The sequence below is a fragment of the Pseudomonas sp. GW822-FHT02D10 genome (assembly GCF_058802345.1).
In genome coordinates this window covers 17529-31273 of record NZ_JBXAOB010000025.1, presented here as the reverse complement: position 1 = coordinate 31273, position 13745 = coordinate 17529, and the positions used below count along the sequence as shown (strand labels likewise).

The 13745-nt window shown below is 58.8% G+C and carries 13 protein-coding genes and 1 pseudogene; 3 read left to right on the top strand and 11 right to left on the bottom strand.

The features are described from left to right. Positions 1 to 9 precede the first annotated feature (9 nt). The 3 genes from AC1RPZ_RS26015 to AC1RPZ_RS26005 are packed head-to-tail and all read right to left on the bottom strand — an operon-like array spanning position 10 to position 1755. Positions 10 to 270: a phosphopantetheine-binding protein gene (locus AC1RPZ_RS26015; RefSeq protein WP_493140586.1), complete on the bottom strand. Its 261-nt coding sequence runs from the start codon at positions 268 to 270 to the stop codon at positions 10 to 12. Beyond that, positions 251 to 1060, bottom strand: a complete 810-nt coding sequence (locus tag AC1RPZ_RS26010; RefSeq protein ID WP_493140584.1) for a lysophospholipid acyltransferase family protein — start codon at positions 1058 to 1060, stop codon at positions 251 to 253. The genes AC1RPZ_RS26015 and AC1RPZ_RS26010 overlap by 20 nt, the downstream gene beginning before the upstream one ends. Continuing rightward, positions 1036 to 1755, bottom strand: a complete 720-nt coding sequence (locus tag AC1RPZ_RS26005) for a beta-ketoacyl synthase chain length factor (protein ID WP_493140583.1) — start codon at positions 1753 to 1755, stop codon at positions 1036 to 1038. The genes AC1RPZ_RS26010 and AC1RPZ_RS26005 overlap by 25 nt, the downstream gene beginning before the upstream one ends. 359 nt (positions 1756 to 2114) lie before the next feature. Between AC1RPZ_RS26005 and AC1RPZ_RS26000 the strand changes: the two genes are divergently transcribed. Beyond that, positions 2115 to 2885 (top strand): ParA family protein, encoded by a 771-nt coding sequence (locus AC1RPZ_RS26000; RefSeq protein WP_123581965.1) that lies wholly within the window; start codon positions 2115 to 2117, stop codon positions 2883 to 2885. 156 nt (positions 2886 to 3041) lie between these two features. On the opposite strand, the gene trxC is transcribed toward AC1RPZ_RS26000, so the two are convergent. The 6 genes and pseudogenes from trxC to AC1RPZ_RS25970 form a co-directional block, all read right to left on the bottom strand. Further along, positions 3042 to 3476, bottom strand: coding sequence for a thioredoxin TrxC (trxC, locus tag AC1RPZ_RS25995; RefSeq protein ID WP_493140580.1), 435 nt, complete (start codon positions 3474 to 3476; stop codon positions 3042 to 3044). An 82-nt stretch (positions 3477 to 3558) separates the two neighbouring features. Beyond that, positions 3559 to 4773 carry a type II toxin-antitoxin system HipA family toxin gene (locus AC1RPZ_RS25990; protein ID WP_493140578.1) on the bottom strand — a complete coding sequence of 405 codons (1215 nt, stop codon included), beginning with the start codon at positions 4771 to 4773 and terminating at the stop codon, positions 3559 to 3561. Then, positions 4773 to 5078 (bottom strand): helix-turn-helix transcriptional regulator, encoded by a 306-nt coding sequence (locus AC1RPZ_RS25985; protein WP_123581963.1) that lies wholly within the window; start codon positions 5076 to 5078, stop codon positions 4773 to 4775. Before AC1RPZ_RS25985 ends, AC1RPZ_RS25990 begins: the two co-directional genes overlap by 1 nt. Positions 5079 to 5412: 334 nt before the next feature. After that, the gene (locus AC1RPZ_RS25980) at positions 5413 to 6048 is read right to left on the bottom strand and encodes a DUF6531 domain-containing protein (RefSeq protein ID WP_493140576.1); all 636 of its coding nucleotides are present in this window, start codon (positions 6046 to 6048) and stop codon (positions 5413 to 5415) included. A 328-nt stretch (positions 6049 to 6376) separates the two neighbouring features. Continuing rightward, positions 6377 to 6982: pseudogene (gene tssI / locus AC1RPZ_RS25975) on the bottom strand (type VI secretion system tip protein TssI/VgrG); the annotation flags it as partial. Between the two features lie 133 nt (positions 6983 to 7115). After that, positions 7116 to 7634 carry an Hcp family type VI secretion system effector gene (locus tag AC1RPZ_RS25970; protein ID WP_493140574.1) on the bottom strand — a complete coding sequence of 173 codons (519 nt, stop codon included), beginning with the start codon at positions 7632 to 7634 and terminating at the stop codon, positions 7116 to 7118. 554 nt (positions 7635 to 8188) lie between these two features. Here AC1RPZ_RS25970 and AC1RPZ_RS25965 point away from each other — a divergent pair. Beyond that, complete coding sequence (locus AC1RPZ_RS25965) at positions 8189 to 8461, top strand: type II toxin-antitoxin system HigB family toxin (RefSeq protein ID WP_493140639.1); 273 nt, start codon at positions 8189 to 8191, stop codon at positions 8459 to 8461. After that, the gene (locus AC1RPZ_RS25960) at positions 8458 to 8859 is read left to right on the top strand and encodes a helix-turn-helix domain-containing protein (protein WP_493140572.1); all 402 of its coding nucleotides are present in this window, start codon (positions 8458 to 8460) and stop codon (positions 8857 to 8859) included. Before AC1RPZ_RS25965 ends, AC1RPZ_RS25960 begins: the two co-directional genes overlap by 4 nt. 6 nt (positions 8860 to 8865) lie before the next feature. On the opposite strand, the gene selO is transcribed toward AC1RPZ_RS25960, so the two are convergent. After that, complete coding sequence (gene selO / locus AC1RPZ_RS25955) at positions 8866 to 10329, bottom strand: protein adenylyltransferase SelO (RefSeq protein ID WP_493140570.1); 1464 nt, start codon at positions 10327 to 10329, stop codon at positions 8866 to 8868. Positions 10330 to 10387: 58 nt separating this feature from the next. Continuing rightward, entirely contained in the window at positions 10388 to 13735 is a 3348-nt protein-coding gene (gene mscK / locus AC1RPZ_RS25950) for a mechanosensitive channel MscK (RefSeq protein WP_493140568.1), read from the bottom strand. Positions 13736 to 13745 lie beyond the last annotated feature (10 nt).

Here is a 13745-nt window from a genome sequence, read left to right as displayed (position 1 = left end):
GGTCCGGTCTCAAGCTGCCTTTGTTGCAGTGACGAACGCCGCAAGGCTCGCCACGTTGGTGAAGTGACCACGGGTGTCATTGGCTTCGGCATCAATCTTGATACCGTACTTTTTCTGAATCGCCAGGCCGAGCTCCAGAGCGTCGACCGAGTCCAGACCCAGGCCTTCGCCGAATAGCGTCTGCTCGTCGCCGATGTCTTGCACGCCGATGTCTTCGAGGCCCAGGGCGTCGATGATTAGCAGTTTTATCTCACGCTTCAGATCGCTCATCTTCGGCGAGCTCCTTAATAAAGTAATGGTGGAAGTAATCATTGAGCTTGCGCGAGGCCTTAGGGGGCGAACCGAGCGCGGCGAAGGCTTGTGGGTCTATATCGGCCCCTACACGGAAACTGAAGTGAACGCGGCGTTTGGGGATCCGATACCAGGGCTCGGCCTTGGTCAGGGTCGTCGGGCTGACCTTGATGATCACCGGGGTGATGATTCTCGCACCGCGCAGGGCGATTGCCGCGGCGCCCCGATGAAAGGCCGGCGGTTGGCCGGGTTGGGTGCGGGTGCCTTCGGGGAAGATGATCAGGGTCTGGTCGCTTTTCAGTGCATCGGCAGCGGCATCGAGCATGTCCATGCTGCCGTCATTGCTGATGTACTCGGTGCGGCGTAGCGGGCCACGGGTGAAGGGATTTTCCCAGAGGCTTTTCTTGACCACGCAGTTGGCGTGGGGCACCAGACCGATCAGGAACACGACATCAATCAGCGATGGATGATTGGCGATGATCATCTGCCCCGGACGCCCGAGTTTTTCCGCGCCCTGGATGTCGTAGGTCAGTACGCCTGTGCGGGCCATGAACCGGACAAAAGACCGGAACTTGCGGCTGACAGTAAGCCGCGCCCGTTGCCGATGGGTCTGGGCATCGCCCGGCAGGCAGCCGAGCACCGGGAGAATCACCAGCCGCAGGCACAGCCCGCCCCACCCGAACAGGGCGAAGCTCGCGGCGGTGGCCAGCAGGCGCCAGTAGTAGGCGTCGCGGTGTTTATCGGTTACGGGTTGCGTTGCCAGGTCCATACACGATTTTTCCAGGCATGTTGGCAGGTGGTCTGCTGGCCGAGCAGCGTACGCAACAGATTCAGGGCGTGGGGCCAGTGAGCGTTGGACAACGCATCCGAGGAGCTGTTCAGGGACAGCTGCCATTGATTTCCGGGTGTGATCAGCAGGCCGACCGCGTAAGGAAACGGCACATCGTCGATCCAGGCCGAGTAGGCTTGCGGCGGTTGTTCTTCTGCGATCACCAGCAGTACCGCAGGCGCGCCTTCCTCAAGCAGCGCCGCAGCCTCTAGCATGCCGTGTTCAAGCCCGTCGCCGGCCGCGGCGAGGGCGGTCATTTCGCTGGTTTCGCCGCGCATGATCGACCACAGGCCAATGACGGCGTTGTGCACCGACAGGCTGAACTGGGTCGGCGACAGCTGCTGATCGGCTGCCAGATCGTTGAGAATCTCGAAAGTACGCGGGGTTTCGCCGTGACGAGAAATAAAGACCAACGGTAGCTGTTCGCGACCCTCGGCCAACGGCCAACCGACACTAAAGGCCATCCGCGCCAGACGGCTGAGTCGCCGACGCTGCATGGCCGGCAGAAACGATACGTCGGGGGCGGCATCACTGCTTTCGAGCACGACCGGTTGTCGGCTCCAGGCTTGCCAATCGTCCACGCTTTCGAGCCCAGGGGCCCACGCGCGCCATTGGGCGATATTGAATGTGATCACTGAAAATTCATCCCGCCCCTGCGGGCTTCCTTGACGCGGTGAGTCGATTGACCGGCGACTACCCGACATGGCGCTACGGCCGAGTGGCGCGCATTATCCCGGTGCAGCTGGCTTGTAGCAAATACTGGCTCCATTTTATTCGGCGCGCCATGTCGTTGATCGGCAAAAAAAGCTGTCGTTTGGCCATTATTCAGTTTCTTACAGCCGTGTCTGCCAGATGATTCATCGATCAAAGAGCGAGGCGGGTTGGTTTTTTGCAGAGAATGCAGCTGACTGCGTAGTCCGATTGCCAACGAGGTAGCTAACCAACGGCGTCGGCTACTACACTCGGTCATTCTTTGATACACGGAGGTTTTGACATGCGGCGCGTGGTGTTCAATCAAAAAGGTGGCGTGGGCAAATCCAGTATTGCCTGCAATCTGGCGGCGGTCAGCGCCAGCGAGGGTTATCGCACGCTGCTGGTGGATCTCGATGCCCAGGCCAACTCGACTCAGTATCTGACGGGCCTGACCGGCAACGACATCCCGATGGGCATCGCCGACTTCTTCAAGCAGACCCTGTCGTCCGGGCCGTTCTCGAAGAAAAACCAGGTCGATATTTACGAAACTCCGTTCGACAACCTGCACGTGGTCACCGCCACGGCCGAGTTGGCCGACCTGCAGCCCAAGCTTGAGGCCAAACACAAGATCAACAAGCTGCGCAAACTGCTCGACGAACTGGCCGAAGACTACGACCGGATCTACCTCGACACCCCGCCAGCGTTGAACTTCTACGCGGTATCCGCCTTGATCGCTGCCGATCGCGTGCTGATTCCCTTCGACTGCGACAGCTTCTCCCGTCAGGCGCTGTACGGCCTGCTGGCAGAAATAGAAGAGCTGAAGGAAGACCACAACGAAGACCTGCAAGTCGAAGGCATCGTGGTCAACCAGTTCCAGGCCCGTGCGAGCCTGCCGCAGCAGATGCTCGACGAACTGATCGCCGAAGGCCTGCCGGTGCTGCCGGTGTACCTGGCCAGCTCGGTGCGCATGCGCGAATCCCACCAGGCCAACATGCCGCTGATCCACCTCGACCCCCGGCACAAACTGACCCAGCAATTCGTCGAACTGCACAACCTGCTGGAAAACACCTGATTCCTACAGACAACACAGCACTTATGTGGGAGCGAGCTTGCTCGCGATAGCGGCCTGACAGCTAACATCTACATTCAATGTCACACCGTCATCGCGAGCAGGCGAACGTCGCCCGGCTCTTCCCACATTTAGTTCAGGGTGACTTTGAGAACGTCGTTAGATCCCCTGACTACGCAACCAACTCATCAACTGCGGCAACGGAAACGCCCCGCTCTGACGCGCCACTTCCCGGCCGTTCTTGAACAGAATCAAACTCGGAATCGAACGAATCCCCAACTGCGCCGACAACTGCTGATTCGCCTCGCTGTCCAGCTTGGCCAACCGACACTTGCCCGCCAACTGCCTCGCCGCCTGCTCGAACACCGGCGCAAACGACTTGCACGGCCCACACCAATCCGCCCACACATCCACCAGCAACGGCAGATCACCCTTGATCTGACTGGCGTAATCGCCTTGCTTCAGTTCAAAGGGCTTGTTCAGCAGGACTTCGGCTTTGCAGCGCCCGCACTTGGGCTGATCGCCCAGGCGCTCGGCGGGGATGCGGTTGAGGCCGTTGCAGTGGGGGCAGGGGATGAGCAGTGGTTCGGACATCGGAGAGCTCCGTAGAGGCGACGCAGAGTGTTAGTAGTTGGAGGCTGGCGGCGCAGATATCAAGTTCGATATCGCCCTGACGCTAGATCACCCTGGTGCTGCTGATGGCGCCAATGGCCGCGTCATAGTCCACACCACTGAGTTGTGCCATGTAGTGCTCTCGTAACTCGCTTTCCCAGCCCAGTACCCGATCAAGAATGGTTTCGGCGCCCTGTAGATCAAGTCCGAAATGTTCATGGTGGCTGAGGATGTTTTGCCGGCTGATCAGCGTCCCTTCGTTACCCAGTGCCATGGCCATCGTGGCGGGTGATTCGTGTGGCGATGGGACTACGTCGTACATCGGTGAAAGGCGCCAGGAGCCGTCTCGCCAGATAATGGCCAGGTTCTTGGCGTGTGCATCGTCATTGCCGACCAGAACGTGAAAGCACATTTGAACGTAGAACTGCTCCAGATCTTCCAAGGGGACACCGCGTCTGCGCATTTCATCGGCAACACCGGCATAGCGCCAGCGGCTGTGATCAGTCGAGGACCAGTCAGCATCCAGCAAGGTCAGCGCACTGAGCATGGGGACCCTGCGCATGTGGCCGTCGACTTCAACCCGATCAAAACGATCCACCAATAACGTAGAGCGTTTATCGGTGATCAGTCGCGTTCTTGCGGTGTGGATACCTTTTGACGCCGCAAACGTCATGCACGCGTGTTCGATCGCCGGGATGTCAACGGTATCAAAGCGATCCCGAGCCTTCGCCAGCACAAGCGTGTTGCCATCACGCAGTGTGCGTTTTGGCCGGGCACCACCAAGGGAGGAACGATGACGGACCAGCAGGATTCTCTGTCGATCAGGGTCGTTAAGCTGATGGCTTTGAATGATGTCGGCGGTATTGATGAACTCCCCCAGGCCTCGCAGGGACGGGACCGACTCACCTCCAATACCCGGTGGAGCCGTTCGCGCAGTTCCGGCCATCAGGTTGCCGGAACGGTCATTGTTGGGCGATCTGATCAGCATCTCGATAGGCGTCATGGCTTGACCATGCAGAGACTTGAGCAACTGTTCGCCCCATGAATCGGGCATGCAATCGCGTATGAACCCCGGAATGCCATTGTTGGACGTTACCCGAAACACCTGATCGCTAGGCGGATAACGAATCGGATCTGGCACCCAATCGTTTTGCGCAAGGTAGGCGGGGGAGTACACGAACTCACCGCTGCCGCTGATGCCCATTCTCAACCGTCCCAAGGTAACCGTCTCGGCGGTGAGTGGATGCTCCATGTAGATGTATGCCGCAGGGATGTTCATCAGAAGCTCTCTTCGGTCACGCGCTTGATGCGCACTCGCTGGCTCTTCAGCTCAGGGGCTTTTTTGCTGATCGGCTCGTCATTGAATACTTCTGAAAGCAGGCCCAGATGCCATAACACCAGCATGAAGGTACGCAGTTCAACAACGGGGTCGCCGGCCTCGATCTTGCCCAACGTGCCTGCGGCTACGCCCACCAGCTTGGCGAGGTCTTTCTGCCTAAGGCCGCGTTCCTGGCGTCGTTTTTTGGCCAGGAGGCCTATTTTTATAAGGCTTTCAGCGCAGTCGAGTGGAAAAAAAGTGCTCATTAGGCTTTGCCAAAGTAATCTTTAAGTGGATTAAGCGACAGTATAGAAGGTCTTAATGATGTGCAAGGAAGGGTAGGGCTGCTCAGATCAGTGTGTCGTCGCTTGTAACGGGACAAAGTCCAGCACCCATGGGAGAAGAGAGCCATTTTCAGGATTTTTTCTTGTAGTTAAGATCATCTATACAGAGTCTTAAGTCTTATAAGAATCAATATGATGATCTTTATTTATGAGGTCTTACCCTGTGAGTGCTGCCAGTGACGCCTCGTGGGTGCCTGTGATGCGCTTATCATTGGAGGCCACAAAAAATGGGCGACCCCAAGGTCGCCCATATTCATTACGCCGAAACCTGCGCCCGCAAGCGTCGCCCGATGACGTCCAGCAAGTCGCAGCCGTCGCGCAGCGAAATGACCAGCGCCTGCGCAACCTCGTGCAGAACGCTGGCGTCACCCTGGATGTCGTCGCGCAGGGCGAAGGTTTCCAGCAGTTGGGTGGCGCTGCGGATGCGGTAGGCCGCTGTTTCATGTAGTACGTCGAGCGGGGCTTCGGTGTCGATCAGCAGGGAAGGGATGCGGCAGTCCAGGCCGGTGCCGTAATCGTCGCTGATGGCGATCAGCGTCGCGCCTTTGCTGTTGTAGCGGAAGTGGTAGAACCGGGCGCGTTCGCCGGATTGAGTGAGGATCAGCTCGGACGGATCGTCACCGAGGAAAATCGCCGCTTCCGAGAGACTGTTGGTAATCGCCGGGCGTTGCACGCTTGGCAGCGGGAACGTGGTGACGCGGTTTTCATGGTCTGTCCAGACCACCTCGTCGCCGGCGATATCGACGCGTTGCGCCAAGGCGTGACTCCAGCCGTAGCCGAGGCCGCAATCGATTTCCGCGGCGCTGGTGCGGTAGAGGCGAGTCCACTCGAAGGGCAGCAGGCCGTTGAGCTGGCCATCGGTCAGGGTCAGCAGTTCTTCACCGGTGACCATGGAAACCGGGCAGCCATTGGTGCAGGTGTTCTTGGCGCACGTCGCACTTTTTTCGTCGGGGTTTTTCGACTTTCTCCAGTTTCGAGTTGCGCTTGCCGTCAAAACGCAGCTGTGCCAAACCTTTCTTCATTTGGGCCGTGACGCCACGCGCTGCAACAGCGGTGTACTTCTCGACGTATTCCATGAAGCCTTTGATGATCTTGAACACGGACTCGACAAAACCGGTCACGGCCTTGATGACGATGTCGATCGCTATCCCGACGACGGCTGCCGTGGTCACTTTCGCGGCTTTTCCAGCCATCTGTGTTGGCGGCAAGCCGGCCAGCCAGATGCCGGAGTCTTGCTGATAGGCCACGGGCGCGAGTTTCGGGAACACCGTCTGGTCATCGCCGAACACCAGCATGTGGGCGGTGGCGCTGTGCTGGAAGTGGTAATGGATACCTTCTTCCTCGCACAGGCGCTGGATGAAATGCAGGTCCGATTCATCGTACTGAACGCAATACCCGCGCTCGGGATAAGTCGCCCCGACTTTGAATTCATAGGCATTGCTTTGGATGCCGTGTTCTTCGAGGACCTGGCCGATGATTTTCGGCACGCTGAGGTTCTGGAAGATGCGTTGGTTGATGCGGTGCGCAAGGTAAGACAGCTGCGGGCGCAGGGTCACCGAGTAGCGGGTCAGGCGCTTGCCGGCGTCGCCTTGGGCCACGCGATAGATCTGCCCATGAATGCCCGTGCCGTTTTGCGCGAGCTGCAAAAACGCTGGTTTGTGCAACAGGCTTTCGAGGTCCAGGGACGGTTGTTCACTGACCAGTTCGACGTCGAACTGAAATGGCTGACTGATGGCTTCTCGACCGGTGAGGGCAAGTACCTGGAGATCGTTCGCAAGACCTTCTACGGTCAGGGCGAAGTGAGTCTGGTTGGCCGGCGCGAACATCCGTTGTTCCTCGTGCAGTGCTGCAGCATCCATCGATACCCAAGTGGGTGATCAACGAACGCAAGAATTCTTGGGTGACGCAAACAACATCGACCAGCAGAGCTGGCCGATGTTTTGAAACGGTCGGCCAGACTTAGCCGACGACCGGGGTACGCCAGTCATCGGAACCCGAAGTACCGGATACTTCGTGGGTCCAGGTGATTTTGCGATAGGTGAACTGCACTTCTTCCAAGTGAGTGAAGTGCGAGTTCGACGGGTCCTGGCAGTTGTGCATTTTGTTGTTGATGGCAACGATGATCGCGTCTTCCAGTTTGGTGGTGTAGTAGTGCTCCTGGGTGCCTTGCGCCGAGGTGCGGTACCACTGGATAACGATTTCGCTCATGCGCTCGCCGGAGGTCAGCGCCGCCTGCAGTAGTGGCGAAGACTTGTCGAAGACCTTGGTGATCACGGCTGGCTTGTGCATGCGCTGACCGGTCGGTTGGCCGGACTGCGGATCACGCGGGATGATCACGTCGTGGCTAAACGCCTGAATCATGACCTGGTCTTCGTGACTTTCCTGGTAGGTGTTGCCAACCGAATCAGCGGTGAATGCACCGGCAGTGATCAGGCCTTGTTTGGTGCCAGTGATGGACATATACGCTGGTGTAGCCATGGATGCTCTCCTTGCTAAATAAATGAGGGTGCCCGGGAGGCGAGATCGCCCGGTGGGTGCCTGACTGTGATCAAGGAGCGTGCCACGTTGTATCCAGCCCTTTAAAATCAGCGGGTTGGCTATTTTTCGAGGCACGGCAAAGGGGTATTCAGGGAGGATTCAAGGAAAAGGTGCGCAAGAAGTTGCGCAGTGCTGCGCAACTTCTTGCGCACTTGGCTGCAGGCCTTGTGTGATGTGGTCTAGAGCAGGATAGGGCAGTGTTTTCAGGGCGGTGAGTGCGCAACTTCTTGCGCATCATGGCCATATGAGTGCTTGTAGTGCATGGCTTCAGAGCAGTCGTGGGCGATACGGTAGTGAACTGAGCAACGCGTCTCATGTGCTCACATTTTCGCCGACCCCAAAGGGAACCGCGTATCTAGGCTGATAGAACGCATCGAACTGTGCACCGCTGGTCTGCCTGCGTGTATAGCAAGTTGCGATATACAGAGTCAGGGCTTAACCCCCATAGCAAGATGCGATAAGGATGTTGCATGCGTGTGATCACCTAAAAACGAATATGGGAGGCCAAGGAGCAATGGCCGCATTCGGCCAATGCGCTGGATCAATGGTATCGACAGATCAAGAGGAACAGCCCGGGCGACTTTGCGGCGATGAAGGCGATGTTTCCTGCAGCCGATAAGGTGGGGGCGTTACATGTGTTTGATATCGGTGGGAACAAGCTGCGCCTGATCGCTGTTGTGCACTACATGGCGCAACGGCTGTATATCAAACAGGTAATGGACCATCGTGAATATGACAAGGGTAAATGGAAGGAGGAGCGTCGATGAGCGTTCTGATCAAACAAGCCGCTGAGCACTGGCACTTTGTGTCGCCGTTGCTACGCAAACCGAAAAACGAGGCTGATTACGATGTGCTGGTAAAGGCGCTCGATGAGTTGCTGGACCTCGTCGGCGACGATGAATCGAGCCCGCTCATGAGTCTGGTGGAGATCCTCAGTGACTGGATCGAGGCCTACGACCAGCAACACCGGCCAATGCCTGTGGCCAGTGGAGTTGATGTGCTGCGTTACATGATGCGCGAACACGGCTTGAGTCAGAGCGAGCTACCGGGTGTGGGCGCGCAATCGGTGGTATCGGAAATCCTCAGCGGCAAGCGCCAGCTCAACCTGCGGCAGATCCGCTGGTTGGCCGAACGCTTCGGCGTGTCAGTGGAAACCTTCATCTGACCGTCCTCACGACGAACAGCTGATCTCCAGATGCTTGCCCCACTCAGGCGGGCGCTCGGCGTAGCTGTCCATGCCAGGTTGTTCTTCGAACGGGTTGCTCAGTACCGCGTGCAGGCGGCGAACCTCTGCATAGTCACCGCTTTCTGCCGCATCGATGGCTTTCTGCGCCAGATAGTTGCGCAGGATGTAGAGCGGATTGACCGCGTGCATACGGCTGCGGCGCTGTGCTTGATCGCTGTTGCCGTCGCGGGCGACGCGCGCGCAGTAGCGCTCGGCCCAGGCATCGAAACCCTTGATGTCGACGAAGTCGTCGCGCAAGCGGGCGACCGCGATCTCGGCGGTTTGATCGCCCAAACGGCGGAAAAACAGGCTGTAGTCAACGCTACTGTTTTGCATCAGTTGCAGCAGTTTTTCGACCAGTTTCTGGTCGTCTTCTTCGCCAGTGGTCAAGCCGAGGCGACGGCGCATCAGGTCCAGGTAATGAGCCTGATACAGCGGCAAGTACAAGCCGAGGGTTTCACGCAGAGCATCGACGCTGATGAACGGTGTCAGAGCCTGGGCCAGCGCGCTGAGGTTCCATTGGCCGATGGGCACCTGATTGCTGAACGAATAACGGCCCTGGTCATCGGAATGGTTGCAGATGAAGTTGGCGTCGAAGTCATCGAGGAAGGCGAACGGGCCGAAGTCGAAGGTGATGCCCAGGATCGACATGTTGTCGGTGTTCATCACCCCGTGGCAGAAACCGTAGGCCTGCCATTTGGCAATCAGCTCGGCGTTGCGCTCGACGATTTCGCGGAACATCGCCAGGTACGGTTCGGGCTGTTCCAGGCACTCGGGGAAATGCATCGCCAATACGTGCTCGCCGAGTGCTTTCTGCTGTTCGGGCCGTTTGGTGTAGTAGAAGTATTCGAAGTGGCCGAAGCGCACATGGCTCGGCGCCAGGCGCAGGACCATTGCCGCCCGTTCCTGTTTCTCACGCCAGACCGGGGTGTTCGAACCGATCACGCACAGTGCGCGAGTGGTCGGGATACCCAGCGCGTGCAACGCTTCAGATACCAGAAACTCACGAATCGACGAACGCAGCACCGCGCGGCCATCGCCCATGCGCGAGTACGGTGTTTGTCCGGCGCCCTTGAGGTGCAAGTCCCAGTGTTCGCCGGCCTCGTTGTAGACCTCGCCCAACAGCAGCCCGCGACCGTCGCCCAATTGCGGATTGTAGGAACCGAACTGGTGCCCGGAATAGACCATCGCCCGCGGCTCGGCTTCTGCCCATAGCTTGTGGCCACCGAACAGTTCGGCGAACACCGGGGTCTCGGCGACGCTCGGGTCGAGGTCAAGCAGGGCCATGGCCGCAGGGCTGGCAACCACCAGGCGTGGTTCGCCGATGGGTTCAGGCAGCACATGAGTTGAGAGCGCGTCGCCCAGGCGGGCGAAGCGGTTGTCGAAGGTCAGTTCGTCGAGGGCTTTCAACGGCCATCTCCAGCAGAATGTCCAAGCATTCTGCTGGGGATTGGCGCATGGCGTCCAGTCAGTCGAGGTGCACCGATGGTGGCTCGGGTGGAGTCTTGCCTGTATCGGGAGGCGTGGCGGGTTTGACAGCATCGGTGGCCAGCACTAGCTGTTCCTGACCTGTCAGGTTTTTCAGGTGCACATCCACCTGACGGAAAGCGATGTTGATGTTGTGTTTCTTGAACTCGCTGTTGATGAACCGGTTGATTTCATCGAGTGCCGGGTTACGGTCGCCGAGGTCACGGACATGAATACGCAGCTCGTGTTCCAGGGTGCTTTCACCGAAGTTCAGGAAGAACACCGAGGGCAGAGGATCTTTAAGCACGCGCGGGTTTTCCATGGCGGCCCTGAGCAGCAGGGTTCGCACCAGCTCCAGGTCCGAATCGTAGCCGACGCCCAACTTGAGGGTCACCCGGGTCACGGTGTCGGTCAGCGACCAGTTGATCAGTTGCCCGGTGATGAACGTCTTGTTCGGGACAATGATGTCCTTGCGGTCGAAGTCGGTGATGGTGGTGGCTCGGATGCGAATTTTGCTCACCGTGCCCGACAGGGGGCCGATGGTGATCGTGTCGCCAATTCGTACCGGGCGTTCGAACAGGATCATGATCCCGGAGATGAAGTTGGCGAAGATCTCCTGCATGCCGAAACCCAGACCGACCGAGAGCGCGGCCACCAGCCATTGCAGTTTGTCCCAGCTCACGCCGAGGGTCGACAGGGTAGAGACAAAACCCACGCCGGCAATCGCATAGGTCAGCAGGGTGGTCGTGGCGTAGGCACTGCCCTGAGCCAGGTCGAGCTTGGACAGCACCAGCACTTCCAGCAAGCCTGGCAGGTTTCGCGCCAGGGCCATGGTGATACCGATGATGATCAGCGCACCGAGAATGTCGCCGATGCTGATCGGCACCATGCTCATGTTGGCACCGACGCCGCTGGTGTATTCGTACAACGTGATGTTGTCCAGGTAGGAGAACACCGTGATCAGGTCTTTCCAGACCCAATACAGCGCAGCGATGAAACCGCCGAGCAGGGCCAGACGGATCAGGCTCAGGGACTGTTCGTTGACTTTCTCGATGTCCAGGGTCGGCTCTTCGACGATCGCGTCGCCGTCGCCGGCTTCCTTGGCGGCCTGGCGTTTGCTCAGGGCCCTCTGGTAGGCCAGACGCCGCGCCGCGACACTGAGGCCGCGAACGAAGGTCGCTTCGATGATCAGCCAGAACATCAGCAGATAAAGGGTGTTGATCAAACGGTCGCTGAGTTTCAGTGCGGTGTAGAAGTAGCCAAAACACACGGCGATAAACAAGGCGATCGGCAGCACAGTGAATAGAACGCCGACCGCTTTGCGAAACAGGGAGGCGCTGTTATGGGTCGGACTGTTGATCAGCAGGCGGCTGAGCAACCAGGCCATCAAGGCGTAGCAGGTCAGCACCACGGCGATGCCGATTACGTCGTCCGTCAGGGCCGCCGGTTGCAATTCGGCAACCGCCACCACAGCCACCAGCGCCAGCACCACCATACCCAGACGGCGGATCCAGCCACGGAGGAATTCCACCTGAGGTCTTTCCCAGCGAAAGTGCAGTTCCGCCACGCCACCCGGCGCAAGAATCCTGTACGCGGTGTAGAACACCAGCCACGCCTGGGCGATTTGCAGCAGAGCGGCGCCAAGGTTGGCGTTTTGCCCGCGGGCGTCGATCTGCAAGGCGAAACCGCACAGGGCCAGGGCCAGTGACACCGGCATAGCCAGCAGCACGTTAATCAGAATCGCCTGCGGTGTGTGCAACTGGCTGTCACGTTTGAAGTGACCGATGTCCTTGTGCACCTTGTTCAGCCGTGCATAGAGGTATTTACGCCGCCAGACCAGGAAGCCGATCAGCAGCACCAACGGCAGAAACAGCAGCGGTCGCTGGGTAAGGCCATCGCCCAGCTCACTCAGGCTCGAAGCCCACGGCAGGGTGGTGACCTGTTTCTCCAGACGGTCCGGCACGCCGCGCATCCACTCGAAGTCCAGCGGTTTGTTGCTGGGGATCCAGAACATCTGTTCGTCGAGGGTCGCGCGCAGGTTCTGAGCGGTGGTGAGCAGTTGCTTCTGATTCAGTTGCAAGGTGATGGATTCGTTGAGCAGGGCACTCAGCTCGCGGCTCAGGCGCTCCAGCAGGTCGGCGCGAGTGACGGCCAGGTCCAGCAGGTTTTTGCGCAATTGCGGGGTGACCTGATCGGGTGGCTGGCTCGCCAGCAAGTTATCCACATAGGCGCCCGGCGTGCTGATCAGTTCGCGCTGTTGATTGACCTCGAACTGGTACAGGCGAATGTCGGCGATGTCGTTGGCCAGGTTCCGATCAAGCATGAGCCGTGGCAAGGCCTGCTTCTGTTTGTAGAGGATCTTGGACAGCAGCAGACTGCCCTTGAGTACGCTGATTTGCTCGTCCAGCGCGGCGTCGCTTTGGGTCACGCTGTCGAGTTGCTGCTTGGTTTGCAGGTTCTGCTGGGTCAGTTCGTTGAGGCGGTCGGTGCTTTTGAGCAGGTAGTCGGAGAGCTTCAGGTTAGCAGCGCTTTCCGTGGCCAGCAGATTGCTGCCGCCGGCTTTTTGCGCTTCGATCGATTGCTGAGTCACCGTCTGTTGAGACTGGGCCAGGCGCTTCTGGTTGATCAGGGTTTGCAGGTCCTGGATCTCTCGCTCCATGCGTGCGGTTTTTTCCAGCAGCAAGTCGTGTTGGCTGCTGCCCAGGTCCTGCAGTTGACTGTTGCCGGCCAGCTCCTGACGACGCAACGGGATCAGCGCGTTCAGCGCTGCCAGTTCGGCGTTGAGTGTGTCGCGTTGCTCGTTCGTCAGGGCTTTGCCGTTGTCTTTGCCCAGCTTGAGGGTGCTGTTGATTTGCAGGATGCGCGTCTGGCTGGCGCTGATCTCGGCCTGGGCACGCTCGGGGCGGGTCTGGGCGGTGATGATCAGGCTGTTGGCATCGGCCAGGGCTCTTTGCAGATCGCTTTGCTGGGTGCTGCGTTCAGTCAGCATCTGCTCGAGTTGTGGCACCGACAGGTTGGCGTAACGTTGTTCGATCGGTACGACTTTGCTGGCCTTGAGGCGCTCCAGCTCGCGTTGGTTTTCGATGTTCTGCTTGGGCGCAGTGCTCAGTTGCTGCTTGAGGTCGTTCAGGCGCTTTTCGTAATCGTCTCTGCTGGACAGCTGGGCCAGCGTCTGTTGCAGCACCAGTTGCAGGGCTTTTTGATCGGCCTCGGGCAGCTTGCGCTCGGCGATCTTGTCCAGACTCTTCTGGACGGTCTCGGTGGACGGCGGTTCGGCCGCTTGCAGGGTGCCGACGGAGAGACTGAGCCCGAGCAGGGCAATAGCAAAAAATGAGCGCAGAGTTGGCATAGAGACCGAT

Bases quoted from the DNA above. Each gene is read 5' to 3' on its own strand.
- AC1RPZ_RS26015 (WP_493140586.1), bottom strand. From the start codon at position 270: ATGAGCGATCTGAAGCGTGAGATAAAACTGCTAATCATCGACGCCCTG.
- AC1RPZ_RS26010 (WP_493140584.1), bottom strand. From the start codon at position 1,060: ATGGACCTGGCAACGCAACCCGTAACCGATAAACACCGCGACGCCTAC.
- AC1RPZ_RS25980 (WP_493140576.1), bottom strand. From the start codon at position 6,048: ATGGTCACCGGTGAAGAACTGCTGACCCTGACCGATGGCCAGCTCAAC.
- AC1RPZ_RS26000 (WP_123581965.1), top strand. From the start codon at position 2,115: ATGCGGCGCGTGGTGTTCAATCAAAAAGGTGGCGTGGGCAAATCCAGT.
- trxC (WP_493140580.1), bottom strand. From the start codon at position 3,476: ATGTCCGAACCACTGCTCATCCCCTGCCCCCACTGCAACGGCCTCAAC.
- mscK (WP_493140568.1), bottom strand. From the start codon at position 13,735: ATGCCAACTCTGCGCTCATTTTTTGCTATTGCCCTGCTCGGGCTCAGT.
- AC1RPZ_RS25990 (WP_493140578.1), bottom strand. From the start codon at position 4,773: ATGAACATCCCTGCGGCATACATCTACATGGAGCATCCACTCACCGCC.
- AC1RPZ_RS25960 (WP_493140572.1), top strand. From the start codon at position 8,458: ATGAGCGTTCTGATCAAACAAGCCGCTGAGCACTGGCACTTTGTGTCG.
- AC1RPZ_RS25970 (WP_493140574.1), bottom strand. From the start codon at position 7,634: ATGGCTACACCAGCGTATATGTCCATCACTGGCACCAAACAAGGCCTG.
- AC1RPZ_RS25985 (WP_123581963.1), bottom strand. From the start codon at position 5,078: ATGAGCACTTTTTTTCCACTCGACTGCGCTGAAAGCCTTATAAAAATA.